Source organism: Citrobacter sp. Marseille-Q6884 (assembly GCF_945906775.1).
Classification (GTDB): Bacteria; Pseudomonadota; Gammaproteobacteria; order Enterobacterales; family Enterobacteriaceae; genus Citrobacter.
Genome location: NZ_CAMDRE010000001.1, coordinates 1,935,792 through 1,951,699, shown reverse-complemented (window position 1 = coordinate 1,951,699; position 15,908 = coordinate 1,935,792). Strand labels below are relative to the sequence as shown.

Annotated in this window: 17 protein-coding genes; 9 read left to right on the top strand and 8 right to left on the bottom strand. The window is 51.8% G+C overall.

Annotated features, from left to right (window positions below; genetic code table 11):
* Positions 1-23 precede the first annotated feature (23 nt).
* From N7268_RS09235 to panD, 7 genes are all read left to right on the top strand, one after another.
* Positions 24-575, top strand: a complete 552-nt coding sequence (locus N7268_RS09235) for a fimbrial protein (protein WP_260862623.1) — start codon at positions 24-26, stop codon at positions 573-575.
* Between the two features lie 15 nt (positions 576-590).
* Positions 591-1,175 carry a fimbrial protein StaE gene (locus tag N7268_RS09230; protein WP_260862621.1) on the top strand — a complete coding sequence of 195 codons (585 nt, stop codon included), beginning with the start codon at positions 591-593 and terminating at the stop codon, positions 1,173-1,175.
* A 9-nt stretch (positions 1,176-1,184) separates the two neighbouring features.
* Positions 1,185-1,787 carry a fimbrial-like protein gene (locus N7268_RS09225; RefSeq protein ID WP_260862620.1) on the top strand — a complete coding sequence of 201 codons (603 nt, stop codon included), beginning with the start codon at positions 1,185-1,187 and terminating at the stop codon, positions 1,785-1,787.
* Positions 1,780-2,991, top strand: a complete 1,212-nt coding sequence (locus N7268_RS09220) for a fimbrial protein (protein ID WP_260862619.1) — start codon at positions 1,780-1,782, stop codon at positions 2,989-2,991. The genes N7268_RS09225 and N7268_RS09220 overlap by 8 nt, the downstream gene beginning before the upstream one ends.
* A 117-nt stretch (positions 2,992-3,108) precedes the next feature.
* Complete coding sequence (gene panB, locus N7268_RS09215; RefSeq protein WP_198906807.1) at positions 3,109-3,900, top strand: 3-methyl-2-oxobutanoate hydroxymethyltransferase; 792 nt, start codon at positions 3,109-3,111, stop codon at positions 3,898-3,900.
* Between the two features lie 115 nt (positions 3,901-4,015).
* On the top strand, positions 4,016-4,870 hold the full coding sequence (panC, locus tag N7268_RS09210; protein WP_260862616.1) for a pantoate--beta-alanine ligase: 855 nt from the start codon (positions 4,016-4,018) through the stop codon (positions 4,868-4,870).
* A gap of 95 nt (positions 4,871-4,965) precedes the next feature.
* Complete coding sequence (gene panD / locus N7268_RS09205; protein WP_198906432.1) at positions 4,966-5,346, top strand: aspartate 1-decarboxylase; 381 nt, start codon at positions 4,966-4,968, stop codon at positions 5,344-5,346.
* Between the two features lie 6 nt (positions 5,347-5,352).
* Here panD and N7268_RS09200 read toward each other — a convergent pair whose 3' ends face one another.
* The 4 genes from N7268_RS09200 to N7268_RS09185 all read right to left on the bottom strand — a co-directional run bounded on the left by N7268_RS09200 (position 5,353) and on the right by N7268_RS09185 (position 8,881).
* Entirely contained in the window at positions 5,353-6,582 is a 1,230-nt protein-coding gene (locus N7268_RS09200; protein WP_260862614.1) for a polysaccharide deacetylase family protein, read from the bottom strand.
* A 61-nt stretch (positions 6,583-6,643) separates the two neighbouring features.
* Entirely contained in the window at positions 6,644-7,084 is a 441-nt protein-coding gene (locus tag N7268_RS09195) for a PTS sugar transporter subunit IIA (RefSeq protein WP_260862613.1), read from the bottom strand.
* Positions 7,085-7,187: 103 nt separating this feature from the next.
* The gene (locus N7268_RS09190; RefSeq protein WP_260862611.1) at positions 7,188-7,958 is read right to left on the bottom strand and encodes an ABC transporter permease; all 771 of its coding nucleotides are present in this window, start codon (positions 7,956-7,958) and stop codon (positions 7,188-7,190) included.
* Positions 7,955-8,881, bottom strand: a complete 927-nt coding sequence (locus N7268_RS09185) for an ABC transporter ATP-binding protein (protein WP_260862609.1) — start codon at positions 8,879-8,881, stop codon at positions 7,955-7,957. Before N7268_RS09185 ends, N7268_RS09190 begins: the two co-directional genes overlap by 4 nt.
* Before the next feature lie 108 nt (positions 8,882-8,989).
* On the opposite strand from N7268_RS09185, the gene can reads away from it, so the two are divergent.
* Positions 8,990-9,652 (top strand): carbonate dehydratase, encoded by a 663-nt coding sequence (can, locus tag N7268_RS09180; RefSeq protein WP_260862608.1) that lies wholly within the window; start codon positions 8,990-8,992, stop codon positions 9,650-9,652.
* A gap of 96 nt (positions 9,653-9,748) precedes the next feature.
* On the opposite strand, the gene hpt is transcribed toward can, so the two are convergent.
* Positions 9,749-10,285 carry a hypoxanthine phosphoribosyltransferase gene (gene hpt / locus N7268_RS09175; protein WP_260862606.1) on the bottom strand — a complete coding sequence of 179 codons (537 nt, stop codon included), beginning with the start codon at positions 10,283-10,285 and terminating at the stop codon, positions 9,749-9,751.
* Positions 10,286-10,521: 236 nt separating this feature from the next.
* A complete protein-coding gene (gene cueO / locus N7268_RS09170) occupies positions 10,522-12,120 on the bottom strand; it encodes a multicopper oxidase CueO (RefSeq protein ID WP_260862605.1) in 1,599 nt (532 codons plus the stop codon).
* Between the two features lie 153 nt (positions 12,121-12,273).
* Between cueO and N7268_RS09165 the strand changes: the two genes are divergently transcribed.
* Entirely contained in the window at positions 12,274-12,621 is a 348-nt protein-coding gene (locus tag N7268_RS09165) for a YacC family pilotin-like protein (RefSeq protein ID WP_000846617.1), read from the top strand.
* An 80-nt stretch (positions 12,622-12,701) separates the two neighbouring features.
* Here N7268_RS09165 and yacL read toward each other — a convergent pair whose 3' ends face one another.
* On the bottom strand, positions 12,702-13,064 hold the full coding sequence (gene yacL, locus N7268_RS09160) for a protein YacL (RefSeq protein WP_260862603.1): 363 nt from the start codon (positions 13,062-13,064) through the stop codon (positions 12,702-12,704).
* Positions 13,065-13,238: 174 nt separating this feature from the next.
* Positions 13,239-15,836 carry a bifunctional aconitate hydratase 2/2-methylisocitrate dehydratase gene (gene acnB, locus N7268_RS09155; protein WP_260862601.1) on the bottom strand — a complete coding sequence of 866 codons (2,598 nt, stop codon included), beginning with the start codon at positions 15,834-15,836 and terminating at the stop codon, positions 13,239-13,241.
* Positions 15,837-15,908 lie beyond the last annotated feature (72 nt).

The window sequence follows — 15,908 nt, the reverse complement described above, 5'->3', positions numbered from 1 at the left end:
GCCTCGAAAAGGAATTTACCACGATGACGCGTTCTGCTCTGACAATAATACTGCTGCTTTTTACCCTCCCGACAACGGCAAAGGATAATATCAGTATCGATTTTACCGCAACGATCAAAGAATCGACCTGTTCCATGAAAATTACTGGGGGCGCAGGCTCTGATACGCATCAGACGTTAACGCTGGGAACCGGTGGAAAGATCGGGTTGGATAAAATTGTGAACGGAGATACCGAAGCCAGCGCTAATTTCAGGATAGTCGCCTCAAATTGCACCGTCGGGCTCAGCAAAATCAGCAGCAAGATAGCCGGTAAAACACCATCAACCACGACAATGCTTATCGAGCCAACAGCCACAGGCAGTGGATATACACAAAATATTGGCGTGGGATTTTTCAGAAAATCAGCGACCGGCAGCGATATGTTTGAGATCAACCAGGATGGACAAATCATATGGACTGCAGATGAAATCGCAAACGGACTGGATCTGACGGCGGCCTTGCGCGAATCAATACCGGGTCAGGGAAAGATTGGTGATTTCAAGGCAACCGCCACGTTTAGTTTCAGCTACGAATAAGCAAGGAACGCTATGATGAAAAATACCGCTTTCGCTATTTCCCTTCTCTGCGCACTGTCGATCGTGACAAATACGGCATCCGCCAGTGATGATAAAAATCCTTTAACGCTGGATATTCAGACGACCGTCGAAGTGGGAACCTGTATGGCGACGTTGCAAACGACCGCCGGCACGGGGCTGACCACCGTCGCTTTTGGCGACGTCTACAAACCCGAATTGAGCAATAAATCGAAAATCCAGAATTTCGAAATGGCGATTACAAACTGTGCGGGGCTGCAGGATAACAAGGCAGATATTACGCTGGTACCTAATGGAACCTGCGCCGGGACCACACCTGGCGCCAACTTTGCTAACACCACCGCGGATGGCGCGAAAGCAACGTCGGTCGAGGTCTGGACCGGAACACCGGATGCTGGCGGCACCCAATTTAACTGCACCCAGCAAAACGTCTTCAGCCAGGATGTCTCACAGGCCTCCGGGAATGCGAAAGTGATCGTTCCCTTAACTGCGCGTATGGCCGTTGAGCCGGGTCGTACGATTCAGGATGTCACCGCAGGCGTATTTACTTCAAAAGCCACGTTTGTGGTGGCCTACAAGTAAAAGACCGATATGAATAAAACATTCATGATGTGTCTGCCATCTCTTCTTTTTGCCCTGACAGCTCTCTGCCAGCAAGCGGCTCGCGCGTCAGATCTCAACGTCGATATGTCCGCCACGATCCTTAACAGCACATGCCAGACAACCATCAGCAACAATGGTGTCATCGCACTCGGGACCGTTGGGGTGGGTTATTTTGGTGGCGCAACACCATCAACGCCGGATATGTATCAGGGAGGCGGAAAAACCTTCACCATCAGCCTCCATGACTGTGGTGTCGGCGCAGATACACGCGTAACGCAGTTACATATGAATTTCCGCCCGCTCAGCGGGCAGTTTGCACCCGGGTCGATGCAGATTTTCCCCAACGAGGCTGCGGCATCAATTAATGCCGCCACAAATGTGGGCGTCATTATTAGCGCTGTTGAAAACAACGGCACCGTGGTGAACGTTTGGGATCAGAATGGCCAATCCCAGGCAAACTTTGCGATAACGCCAGAACAGTTAGAAAGCAGTACCTATACCTTTTATACCCGTTTTCAGAAAACAGGGACTGGCGATGTCAAACCCGGACAGTTCACCACCAATATTGTCGTGGATGTGTATTATGATTAAGTTATTTAAAATATTAATTTTATTATGTACCGGAGTGACATCCATTCCTGTTTTCGCGTCAATGCAATATGCAGCGGGAACATCACGGGATTATTATGGCAAGGCAACCATGGTGTCTTCAACCTCAACCACACCTACAGGTCGTAGCGCTGACAGTGCACTCATCATTAATCGCTCTCCGATATTAAAAAGCAGCAATGTTATTTTTCTCTTTGACAATATAGATACCGCACCACATGGCGGCGGGATCTGGTGCGATAAAGATGTTGGCGGCAGTGATAAACTAACCTTTCACATCCGCCCCGGTAGCAATATGGTGACGTTTGGTTCAGCCCCCGGCAACCCCAATGCCACCTTATATAAAACATCCATACAGGGTTTGTATTACACGTTGCAGATAAAAAATTTCGCTGGTGCTTATACCACATTCACCAATAGTACTTTTTTCCTGACTTCCGATGTGACGACAAAGGTAAACAGTAATTCTTATCCATGCGGTACGGGTGGCGCCTATATGGGGGGGTTTACCCTGAGCGTTGAAATTGAATTTTATACCGATAGTACGTTGATTCTCCCTGATACTGGGAGCATAACTGCTGCCCCCGAAATTTTGTTAGCTCCTAATGAAAGTGGTAATGGTTACTTTACTATTCAGAATGAGGAAGAAGGAGGGAGTATAGGTATTAGTCTCTCAACAAATGGGATTCACATTTCCTATCCTACCTGTTTTAGTATTTTAAGCAGCGCGTCCGGAAATACACTTGATCTGGGTACCTATACCATTCCTGAATTAAAAAATGATACGAAGGAAATTCCGTTCTCCATTAATCTGAGTTCCTGTATGGGAATTAAAAATATTGAGGTCAGACTCTCCACACCCTTGGTGGACAGTCACAATGAAATGCTGCTGGGCAATATTTATGAAGGTACAAACGGTAGTGCGGCGGGTTTTGGCGTTCAGATCACCGGTGAAAGTACCACTCTTTCGCCCAAAATGGTGCTGCAGCCCAATATGGCCACTTCAGTCTACCGGGATTATGAGGTTGAAACCCTCTCTCAGTTTCCCATGTTTTATACCCCCTCCTATTACAATGAATCAACCTCTCAAACCCTGAATTTTTCCGCTCAGCTCAAACCCGATGGCGGCGCTATTGAGCCGGGTAATTTTAAGGCGACTGGCGTGTTTTCAATCACCTATCCTTAACCTATTCAGTCGGCGGTAACCGCCATCGGTTGCCGCCATAAAGCACTAACGTAATCCACACTCATCCCCTACAATAGCCGAATTACACTGATTAACGTTTTGGCCACAGGGGTTATGATGAAACCAACCACAATCTCGCTGTTGCAGAAATGCAAACAGGAAAAGAAGCGCTTTGCCACCATTACGGCTTATGACTATAGCTTCGCCAGACTCTTTGCCGATGAAGGTATCCATGTGATGCTGGTCGGCGACTCGCTGGGGATGACCGTGCAAGGCCACGATTCCACCCTGCCCGTCACCGTCGAAGACATCGCTTACCACACGCGCGCCGTACGCCGTGGCGCCCCCAACTGTCTGCTGCTCTCCGACCTGCCGTTTATGGCCTATGCCACACCAGAGCAGGCATTTGAAAATGCCGCTGTCGTGATGCGCGCAGGCGCGAATATGGTCAAAATCGAAGGCGGCGCATGGCTGGTTGATACGGTGAAAATGCTCACCGACCGCGCTGTACCGGTTTGCGGTCATCTGGGATTAACCCCGCAGTCCGTTAACATTTTTGGCGGCTATAAAATTCAGGGTCGCGGTGATGCCGGTCAAATCCTGCTCGACGATGCGCTGGCGTTAGAGGCCGCTGGCGCTCAACTGCTGGTGCTGGAATGCGTGCCCGTTGAACTGGCAAAACGCGTGACCGAGGCACTGTCAATTCCGGTGATCGGTATTGGCGCAGGGAATGTCACCGATGGCCAAATCCTGGTGATGCATGACGCGTTCGGTATTACTGGTGGTCATATCCCGAAATTTGCGAAAAATTTCCTCAATGAAGCAGGCGACATGCGCGCTGCAGTGCGGCAGTATATTGCTGAAGTTGAATCCGGCGTTTATCCGGGTGAAGAACACAGTTTCCATTAATATTTTGTCGGCTGAGGCTAACGTTAACCGTTATCCCGGCCAGATAAGGCATCTGCGCCATCCGGTAACGTCCCCGATGGCGTCATGCTTATCAGACAACTAAAGGAGTCACGTCGTGTTAATTATCGAAACCCTGCCGCTGCTACGCCAGCATATTCGTAGACTGCGTCAGGAAGGCAAACGTGTTGCGCTGGTTCCTACCATGGGTAACCTGCACGACGGCCATATGAAGCTGGTCGATGAAGCCAGGGCCCGGGCAGATGTCGTGGTGGTCAGTATTTTTGTTAACCCGATGCAATTTGACCGACCGGACGATCTGGTGCGTTATCCGCGCACGCTGCAGGAAGACTGCGAGAAGTTGAACAAGCGCAAAGTCGATTATGTCTTCGCCCCTACAATGCAGGATATCTACCCGCAGGGTACCGAAACCCAAACCTACGTAGAGGTTCCTGGGTTGTCTACCATGCTGGAAGGCGCCAGCCGCCCTGGGCATTTTCGCGGTGTCGCCACCATCGTCAGCAAACTGTTCAATCTGATCCAGCCGGATATCGCCTGCTTTGGCGAGAAGGATTTCCAGCAGCTTGCGCTGATCCGCAAAATGGTGGCAGATATGGGCTATGACATCGAGATCGTCGGCGTCCCTATTATTCGCGCCAAAGACGGCTTAGCCCTGAGTTCGCGCAATGGTTATCTGACAGCAGAACAGCGAAAAATTGCCCCAGGCCTGAGCAAAGTCATGAATGGTATCGCTGAAAAGCTGAAGGCGGGTAACCGTGATCAGGAAGAGATTATCGCGCTGGCAGAACAAGAGCTGAATGAAAAAGGCTTCCGAGCCGACGACATTCAGATTCGCGACGCTGACACGCTGCTTGAGCTGACCGAAACCAGCAAACGCGCGGTCATTCTTGTCGCCGCCTGGCTGGGTCAGGCACGTCTAATCGATAATCAAAGCGTTACATTAGCCCAGTAGACAGGGGTTAAAAATAGGGCAATACTGCCTAAGAAATTTCTCAAAGCAGACATTCATGCCTGCTTAGCTACGGTAAACGACAGGGTATAGAAGTTATGATTCGCACAATGCTGCAAGGCAAGCTCCACCGCGTAAAAGTCACGCAGGCGGACCTGCATTATGAAGGTTCCTGCGCCATTGATCAGGATTTCCTTGATGCTTCCGGGATCCTTGAAAACGAAGCCATTGATATCTGGAACGTGACCAATGGTAAACGTTTCTCGACCTATGCGATTGCGGCTGAACGCGGCTCCAAAATCATCTCGGTGAACGGCGCGGCTGCGCATTGTGCGGCTGTTGGCGACATTGTGATTATCGCCAGCTTCGTCACCATGTCTGATGAAGAAGCCCGTACATGGCGACCGAAAGTGGCCTATTTTGAAGGCGACAATGAAATGAAGCGTACCGCGAAGGCGATTCCGGTACAGGTTGCATAATTGCCACTATCCCTGCGGCTGATTGCTGATCAGCCGCGACATCGCCTCCAGCGAATCCGTTCTTAAAATATAAAGCCTTTTCAATAAGAACGGATTATCCCCCGGTTTCACTTTCCCTCGCACAGTGGTCACTGCCATGTGGAAGCCTGCGTCATTGGCCGCTTTTACCGCCGTGGCGTTGTAGCCGCCAAACGGATACGAAAGGTAAAGAACATGCGGATTAAACTGCGCAAGCGCCCGACGTGAGCGCGCAAAATCAAACAGAATATTGTGATAGTTGCGGCTAAGCAGGATCGGCCGATGATTACCATCAACCCGATGTAAAAAATGGGTATGCGACTGGAAATCAAAGACGTCTCTGATCTCATTCAGTTCAGAGATGCTCATAAACTGTAGCGATTTCGGGTCCCACTTCTGCGGATGGCGCTTGATACGCGACGAGATAATAAACGCCGTCGCTTTCATCCCATACTGCTTGAGAACCGGATAAGCGTAGCGGCTGACCGATTTCAGACCATCATCGAATGTCAGCACCACCGCGCGCGCGGGGAGATTCATATTATTGCGTAGGTAGCCTTCCAGTTGATACATCGTCAACGTGGTGTAGCCACGGTCGCGTAGCCAGGCCATCTGGTTACTGAACGCACGCACGGAGGTCGTCGTTGATGTGTGCCGAAACCGGGTGTTCTCTTCATCGCGCAGAATATGATGGTAGGTCAACACCGGGATGCCGTGGTCTTCCTGCGCATCCAGCGCACTGATATACGCCAGCCTGCCGCCAATGCGGATCTGAAACCAGGTCTGATTGAGCCGGTCTTTCAGCTTACTGATAATGGGATAGCGCAGATTGTCCGCCAGCATGCCAAACGGCGCGCTACCGACATCCGGGGCGTTATAAACGGGCGTATCTTTCCAGGTTATCAGGTTCTGGTTGCTCAGGGGTTTGTTGAGATCACCCAGGCCATCGTCAACTTTTTGTCGCCCCTGCACCGGCTCCAGGTGTCCCTTATCAATAAACCCGGTACCCAGACCAAAGGTAAATTCGTAGTAGTCAGCCGCAATGGGCTCTACGGCGAGGATCTGACCTGCGCGAATATTCCCGACCGTTACCATTTTGTTGCCTATCTGCGCCCAAACAGCCGCAGACTCCGTCGTTTGCATATAGCGGGCTGGCAAAGCCGCAACAACGCTAGCAGAAATAAAAAGCAACAAGACAAGCAGAGCGCGCATAACCATGAGTAATAACCGAGGCGAGAAACCCCGGCTATTGTAGCAAAAGCACGATCAATACCAATGCTTAATACTCATACAAATCATGCAGCAACACAAAGGCAGGGTTTTTCTGTTGTTGATGCCAGAGGCTCGAAACATCAGGTCCGCCAAGCGTCACGATCCGATCGCGAAACGCGGAACTGCTCAACGACTCCCGCGATAAAAGCATTTTCTCCAGCAATGAATAACTCACACCGGAAATCACTTCACACTGGGAATGCTTATGGCTCATTAACGACGCGACACGATAAGGCGCTGCACCGGGGATATCCGTCAGGAATATCACGCCGTCACCCGAGTCAGTCGAATGCAGTGCATCGCACATCATGCGGCTTAACATATTTGAACTTAGACCACGCCAAAAACTCACCGCCCGGCATTGCGCCAGCGGACCGTGCTTTTCTTCCAGACGATGCAGCATATCCTGTGCATTATCGTCGTGACAGGTAATTACCCAACCTAACATTGCCCACCTCCTTAGCAGGCAAGTAGTTTATCAGTGTGATAAATATCTAACGGTGACAGGCATCAAAAGTCTTCCTCTCCTGATAAGGGAGAGGAAGAAAGAATTAGCTGCGAAGCCCGCGTCCACGCTGAATCAGATACCAGCACAATAAATAAAACACGGCGATAAAGACCACCAGCACACCAAACGTAGTGACCAGCGGAACATCGTGGATGCCCAGGAAGCCGTACCGGAATCCGCTGATCATGTAAACAATCGGGTTGAGGTGCGACAGACCCTGCCAGAATGGCGGCAGCAGCGTTAACGAATAGAAAACCCCGCCCAGATAGGTGAGCGGCGTCAGCACGAAGGTTGGGATCAGGCTGATATCGTCAAAGGTTTTGGCAAACACTGCATTCAGCAAACCCGCCAGCGAAAACAGAATGGCTGTCAGGACCAGCGTAAGCGCCACAAACACCCATGAATGCACCTGGAACGGGACGAAGAACAGCGAAATTGCTGTCACCAGAATCCCTACGCACAGACCGCGCGCCACGCCGCCGCCAACAAACCCGGTGATGATCACGTGCGTCGGCACCGGTGCGACCAGCAGTTCTTCAATGTTACGTTGAAACTTGGCGCTAAAGAATGACGACGCCACGTTAGCGTAGGAGTTGGTGATGACCGCCATCATAATCAGCCCCGGCACGATGAATTGCATGTAGCTAAAACCGTGCATTTCACCGATACGCGAGCCGATCAAATTACCAAAGATAATAAAATAGAGCGTCATGGTAATGACCGGGGGAACCAGCGTCTGAACCCAGATACGCATAAAGCGGTGGATCTCTTTCGCCCAGATGCTTTTCAGCGCGACCCAGTAAAGCTGCATCATGCGCGATCTCCTTGTTTTTCATGAACCAGAGACACAAAGAGCTCTTCCAGTCGGTTCGCTTTGTTACGCATACTCAATACCTGTATCCCCTGCGCGCTGAGCTGCGAGAACACACTGTTCACCCCTTGCTCACGCAGAACTTCCACTTCCAGCGTCGAGGTATCAACCAGACGGTATTGATACCCTTCCAGTTTGGGCAGCGGACTTTTCGCCGCCAGATCGAGAATAAAAGTCTCCGATTTCAGTTTGGAGAGCAGGTTTTTCATCGACGTGTTTTCCACCAGCTCGCCGTGCTGAATAATGCCGATATTGCGGCACAGCATTTCCGCCTCTTCGAGATAGTGCGTCGTCAGAATGATCGTCGTGCCTTTGTCGTTCAAATCCTTTAAAAAGCCCCACATTGAACGACGCAGTTCAATATCCACCCCGGCGGTAGGCTCATCAAGGATCAGCAGTTTTGGTTCATGCATCAGGGCGCGGGCAATCATCAGGCGGCGTTTCATCCCACCGGAGAGCATGCGCGCACGTTCATTACGCTTTTCCCACAGATCGAGCTGCTTTAAATAGATTTCGCTGCGCTTTACCGCCTCTTTATGTTCAACGCCGTAGTAACCCGCCTGGTTCACCACGATCTGCTGCACGGTTTCAAACGGGTTAAAGTTAAATTCCTGCGGCACCAGTCCGAGTTGGCGTTTAGCATTGACCGTATCTTTTTCAAGATCGTATCCGAAGACGCTGACCTTCCCGGAGGTTTTATTCACCAGCGAACTGATAATCCCGATAGTGGTGGATTTCCCTGCGCCATTGGGGCCTAAAAGCGCATAAAAATCCCCTGCTTCGACTTGCAAATCTATGCCGCGCAGCGCCTGAACGCCACCGGGATAGGTTTTTTTAAGTTGTTGAAGTTCCAGAGCAATAGTCATGGTTTTTTACTTACCTTACGTTCTGACATTTTATATATAGTTTAATTAATCCCGGAGTTACCCTATATTAGCCCATCGCATTTATCTGGCATCGGGTCGTAAATCTCCATGAAAGACATAGATACACTCATCAGCAACAATGCACTATGGTCAAAGATGCTGGTAGAAGAGGACCCCGGATTTTTTGGAACACTGGCGCAAGCACAGAATCCGCGCTTTCTCTGGATTGGATGCTCCGATAGCCGCGTTCCTGCGGAACGTTTAACCGGTCTTGAACCGGGCGAATTATTTGTTCACCGTAATGTCGCCAATCTGGTTATTCATACCGATTTGAACTGCCTCTCTGTGGTTCAGTATGCGGTTGATGTACTGGAAGTGGAACACATTATTATATGCGGTCACTATGGATGCGGCGGTGTACAGGCTGCGATTGAAAATACAGAACTGGGGCTGATTGATAACTGGTTGCTGCATATCCGCGATATCTGGTTTAAACACAGTTCTCTACTGGGTGAGATGCCGCCGGAGCGTCGTATTGATACGCTGTGCGAACTGAATGTTATGGAGCAGGTATACAACCTGGGCCACTCAACCATTATGCGCTCAGCCTGGAAGCGTGGTCAGAAAGTCACGATTCACGGATGGGCCTACGGTATTCATGATGGCCTGCTTCGCGATCTGGAGGTCACTGCCACCAGCCGTGAGACGCTGGAACAACGCTATCGGCAGGGGCTGTCTAACCTGAGCCAGAAACACAGTAACCATAAATAACGTGATACTGCCGGGCGGCGACGACGCCTTACCCGGCCTACAGGCTTTTACCGTGCAGGCCGGATAAGCAACGTGCCATCAGGCACGTCCACAGAATTACTCGTCCAGCAGCACAACTTTGCCAACATACGGCAGATGGCGATAACGCTGAGCGTAGTCGATGCCGTAACCCACCACAAACTCATCTGGAATAGAGAACCCGACAAACTCGACCGGAACATCAACTTCGCGACGGGTCGGTTTGTCCAGCAGCGTACAGATCGCCAGGGATTTCGGTTCGCGCAGGCTCAGGATTTCACGCACTTTGGACAGCGTATTGCCGGAGTCGATAATGTCTTCCACGATCAACACATCTTTGCCGCGAATGTCTTCATCCAGATCTTTGAGGATTTTAACATCGCGCGTGGTGGACATACCGCTGCCGTAGCTGGAGGCGGTCATGAAATCTACTTCGTGGGGGACGTGCACTTCACGACACAGATCCGCCATAAACATAAATGAGCCGCGTAACAGCCCTACCAGCACCATGTCGCTGCCGCTGTCCTTGTAACGCTCGTTAATCTGACGTCCCAGCTCAGCAATACGCGCTTTGATCTCCGCTTCCGGGATCATGACTTCTACAGTATGTTTCATAAACTCTATAACTCACTGATTTTTATCAGTTGACACATCATGCAAATCGAAAGAAAGCGCTTATATTGATACACCGACAGACAGACGGTGGCTCGCACTAACCACAAAACTTGCGACAGCATACAAACAATTCAGTGAGGGAAGTATACCAGTAAAGAAGCCACGTTCCTCTGATAGTTAACAGGATTGTCGGTAAGTTAAGCGCCGGAGGGGCATCCCATCCGGCAATTCAGCGATTACACGGTAAATCCGAGCATCATTCCGGTGTCTTCATGCTCTAACAGATGGCAGTGCGCCATGTAGGCATGCTCTTTTGGCGCGTCGTGGTCAAACTTCACCAGCACTTCGCTAACGCCCCCTTCTACACGCACTGTATCTTTCCATCCCGCACGGTGCGCGACGGGTGCTTTTCCATTCTCAGACAAAATACGAAACTGCGTACCGTGTATATGGAACGGGTGCAGCATCATGTCGCCTTGCCCGGAAATGACCCAGCGTTCATGCTGACCTTTCGTCGCGGCAAACATCGGCTTGTTCATGTCAAATGCCTGGCCATTAATCCGGTTGGCATTATGGAAATCAAACGTCCCGCCGTGTTTCATATTGCTCATGTCGCCGTGATTCATACTGCCATGATTCATATTGCCGTGGCTCATGTTGCCATGATTCATGCTGCCGCCATCCATATGCCCCATCCCCATCCCTGTCATGGCCTGGTCGCCATACTTCTGCATCAACATGCGCATCCCCATCATGTCGAGCATAGGGTCCATCGACAGCTGCAGATTGCGCACCGTCAGGCCATCCAGCGAAGGCAGTGAAGGCATTGTTGTCAACGTATCCGGCAACGCTCCCGACGCCGTAATGATCAATGGCTGAATACGCATCACCGGATGCGGTTTATCAAATGGCACAACCGCCATTCCCATCTGACTCACGGGCAAGGTCAGCAGATCAAAAGCTTTACCGTCGCTGATATCCACCAGCACTTCAAAGCGCTCGCCCATCAACATCGGCAGTTCCGTCACTTTAACGGGCTCAGGCAGCAGCCCGCCATCGCTGGCAATCACATACAGGGGACGGTTGTCGCTGGCCGCCACGTTCAGTGAGCGAGCGTTACAGCCATTCAGCAGCCGCAGACGCAACCAGCCACGCGGTGCGGCATGCTGCGGATAAATGGCACCGTTGGTCAGCAATGTGTCGCCAAACCAACCGACCGCAGCGGTCATCACGTCCAGTTGATAGTTGATCTGTCCGTCCGCGGAAAATTGTTTGTCCTGAATAATGACCGGAACATCGTCAATACCCCATTGCTTGGGCAGCATCAGTTTGCGAATGTCATCGTCTTCAATCAACACCAGCCCAGCCAATCCCATCGCCACCTGACGACCGGTTTTTCCGTGTTGATGTGGATGGAACCAACAGGTTGCAGCCCGTTGCTCCGGGGTGAAGGTCACAGAACGTTTACCGCCCGCAGGAATAATCCCCTGTGGCCCGCCATCGACTTCGCCGGGTATCTCCAGCCCGTGCCAGTGCAGCGTGGTCTCTTCAGCAAGCTGGTTATGGATATCCACCGTCACCGATTGACCTTTGTTCAGTTTCACCGCAGGCCCGAGCAAATCACCGTTATATCCCCAGGTCGTCGCCGTTTTCCCCGCAAAGGTCGATTTTCCGGCATTAACGATCAGTTGAATGCGACTGGAAGCATCCGCAGTTAACAGGTCTGGAATGGGCAATGCAGGGCGTTCGGCCGCAAAAACAGTACGGCTCCACAGAGGTAAAGCTGACGCAACCCCCAGCGCTACGGAGTATTTTAAAAAGTCACGACGTTGCATAATCATTTCCTTATATTCAGCAGCTTAAGCAGGCGATCTTTTAAGCATAAGCCCTCCCCTTACAGGAAGGTCAAGTCAACGACAAATAATAAAGGTCGTCGCTTCGCTCACAGTGTGCTAACGTTTAATTTCCGTAATGTAGTGGTAGAAACAATGAAGACGTTTTTCAGAACAGTGTTATTCGGCAGCCTGATGGCCGTATGCGCAAACAGCTACGCGCTTAGCGAGTCCGAAGCCGAAGATATGGCCGATTTAACGGCAGTTTTTGTCTTTCTGAAAAATGATTGCGGATACCAGAATTTGCCCAACGGGCAGATCCGTCGCGCACTGGTCTTTTTTGCTCAACAGAACCAGTGGGACCTCAGTAATTACGACACCTTCGATATGAAATCACTCGGTGAAGACAGCTATCGCGATTTGAGCGGCATTGGTATTCCGGTCGCGAAAAAATGCAAAGCGCTGGCGCGCGACTCGCTAAGTCTGCTGGCTTACGTCAAATAATCATCGATGCGCCGGATGGCGGCTCAGTGCCTTATCCGACCTACGGGTAACCTTCACTTGCGTAGATCGGATAAGATTGCTTAACCCTGTTGTACAAATTCGCGGTAGGCCGCGACCACCTGAAGAAAGTCCTCTACGCCGCACAGCGACAAACTCTCTTCATCGTAATAATTCATGCCTTCTTCCATTTCATCGCCCGTGAATTCAAGCTGGTTGGCACGTACCATAACTTCTTCACCGTCCAGCCAGAGCGTGTACTCGTGTCCTGCCCGCTGCCAGGAGCGTTCACTACCCTTTACCGCACGCGCTGCCTGTTCCACTTCATCCAGCAAGGCCAGGTTCTCTTTCACTTCTTCATTAAACCAGTGCCCCACCACCTCGTGGCCCATGGACATACGCACTTTTACCACTCCGGTAATATCGCGCAGAAATTCGTAATCCATAATCGTCTTCCTCTGCTCCCGGCAATGCGCCAATACCGCATTGCGCCTTGCTGTAATTATCGCAGCAGTGCGGCAGAAAAAAAGCGGGACGGGTATAAGGAATGGAAATAAAAATGCCCGGAGAAGTCAGCTTCCTCGGGCATTGATGCGTTTTTAGGCAAAACGGTTAGTGCATTACACTGCGGTCTGGAAAATCACGCTATCCGCTTTTTCGGTGTACTGAGAAAGCTGGTCAAAGTTCAGATAGCGGTAAGTATCCACAGCCGTTTTATCCACCTGCGCCACATAGGTCTGATACTCTTCTGCCGTCGGTAACTTACCGATAAGCGCCGCAACCGCCGCCAGCTCCGCAGAAGCCAGGTAGACGTTAGCGCCCGTACCTAAACGGTTCGGGAAGTTACGGGTAGAAGTAGAAACGACCGTCGCACCGTCAGCCACACGCGCCTGGTTACCCATGCACAGTGAACAGCCCGGGATCTCGATACGCGCACCGCTCTTACCAAAGACGCTATAATAGCCCTCTTCAGTCAGTTGCGCGGCATCCATACGGGTTGGCGGCGCCACCCACAGACGGGTCGGCAGTTGGCCTTTGTGCGCATCCAGCAGTTTACCCGCAGCACGGAAGTGACCGATGTTGGTCATGCAGGAACCGATGAATACTTCGTCAATCTTCTCACCCTGAACGTCAGACAGCAGACGTGCATCGTCAGGATCGTTCGGCGCACACAGAATAGGCTCTTTGATCTCCGCCAGATCGATGTCGATCACTGCCGCGTATTCTGCGTCAGCATCGGCTTCCAGCAGTTGCGGGTCAGCCAGCCATTTTTCCATGCCCTGAATACGACGTTCCAGCGTACGACGATCGCCGTACCCTTCCGCGATCATCCACTTCAGCAGAACAATGTTAGAGCTCAGGTATTCAACGATTGGCTCTTTGTTCAGCTTGATCGTACAACCGGCAGCAGAACGTTCAGCAGAAGCATCGGTCAGTTCGAACGCCTGCTCGACTTTCAGATCCGGCAGACCTTCGATTTCCAGGATACGGCCAGAGAAGATGTTCTTCTTGCCTTTCTTCTCAACGGTCAGCAGACCCTGTTTGATGGCGTACAGCGGGATCGCGTGCACCAGGTCGCGCAGGGTGATGCCCGGTTGCATTTTACCTTTGAAACGTACCAGAACGGATTCCGGCATATCCAGCGGCATCACGCCGGTTGCGGCCGCAAACGCCACCAGACCAGACCCAGCCGGGAAAGAGATACCGATTGGGAAACGGGTATGGGAGTCACCACCTGTACCAACGGTATCAGGCAGCAGCATGCGGTTCAGCCAGGAGTGGATAACGCCATCGCCCGGACGCAGCGATACGCCGCCACGGTTCATAATAAAGTCTGGCAGCGTGTGGTGTGTGGTCACGTCCACCGGCTTCGGATAAGCAGCGGTATGGCAGAATGACTGCATCACCAGGTCAGCCGAGAAGCCCAGGCACGCCAGGTCTTTCAGCTCATCACGGGTCATCGGACCGGTGGTATCCTGAGAACCAACGGAAGTCATCTTCGGTTCGCAATACGCCCCCGGACGAATGCCTTTCACGCCACACGCGCGGCCAACCATTTTCTGCGCAAGCGAGAAGCCACGGTTGCTTTCCGCCACGTCTTTCGCCTGGCGGAATACGTCACTGTGCGGCAGGCCCAGCGCTTCACGCGCTTTGGTGGTCAGGCCACGACCGATAATCAGCGGAATACGGCCACCGGCACGCACTTCGTCGATCAATACATCGGTTTTCAGCTCAAAGCTTGCCAGCAGTTCACCGGTTTCGTGGTTGCGCACTTCGCCTTTGAACGGGTAAACGTCAATCACGTCGCCCATATTCAGGTTGGTTACGTCCACTTCAATTGGCAGAGCGCCCGCATCTTCCATGGTGTTGAAGAAGATAGGCGCAATTTTGCCACCCAGACACAGGCCGCCGCCGCGCTTGTTTGGCACATGAGGAATATCATCGCCCATGAACCACAGGACGGAGTTCGTTGCGGATTTACGGGAAGAACCGGTACCCACAACGTCACCCACGTAAGCCAGCGGGTAACCTTTTTGCGAAAGCCGCTCGATCTGTTTGATCGGACCCACCGCACCCGGCTGATCCGGCTCAATACCTTCACGGGCGTTTTTCAACATCGCCAGCGCATGCAGCGGGATATCCGGGCGAGACCATGCGTCCGGTGCCGGAGACAGATCATCGGTATTCGTTTCGCCCGTCACTTTGAAGACGGTCACGGTAATTTTTTCAGCAAGCGCAGGACGGCTCAGGAACCATTCGGCATCGGCCCAGGACTGCATCACCTGCTTCGCATATTCGTTGCCAGCTTTGGCTTTCTCTTCTACGTCGTAGAAGTTATCAAACATCAGCAGCGTTGAAGAGAGCGCTTTGGCAGCAATCGGCGCCAGTTTCGCATCGTCCAGCGCGTCAATCAGCGGATGAATGTTGTAACCACCCTGCATGGTACCCAGCAGTTCAATGGCTTTTTCTGGCGTCACCAGCGGGGAGGTTGTGTCGCCTTTCGCGACGGCGGCAAGAAAACCGGCTTTGACATAAGCGGCTTCATCTACGCCAGGAGGAACGCGGTTGATCAACAGGTCTAACAGGAATTCTTCTTCGCCCACAGGCGGGGTCTTCAGCAGCTCGACAAGTGCGGCCATTTGGGTTGCGTCTAAAGGTTTTGGCACAATCCCAAGGGCGGCACGCTCAGCTACGTGCTTACGGTATTCTTCTAGCACGACGGTATCTCCTCGCTCTCATTGTCATATGCGGTAGGCGATTCTCTTCACGCTCCTGTGAGACAGCAGTTT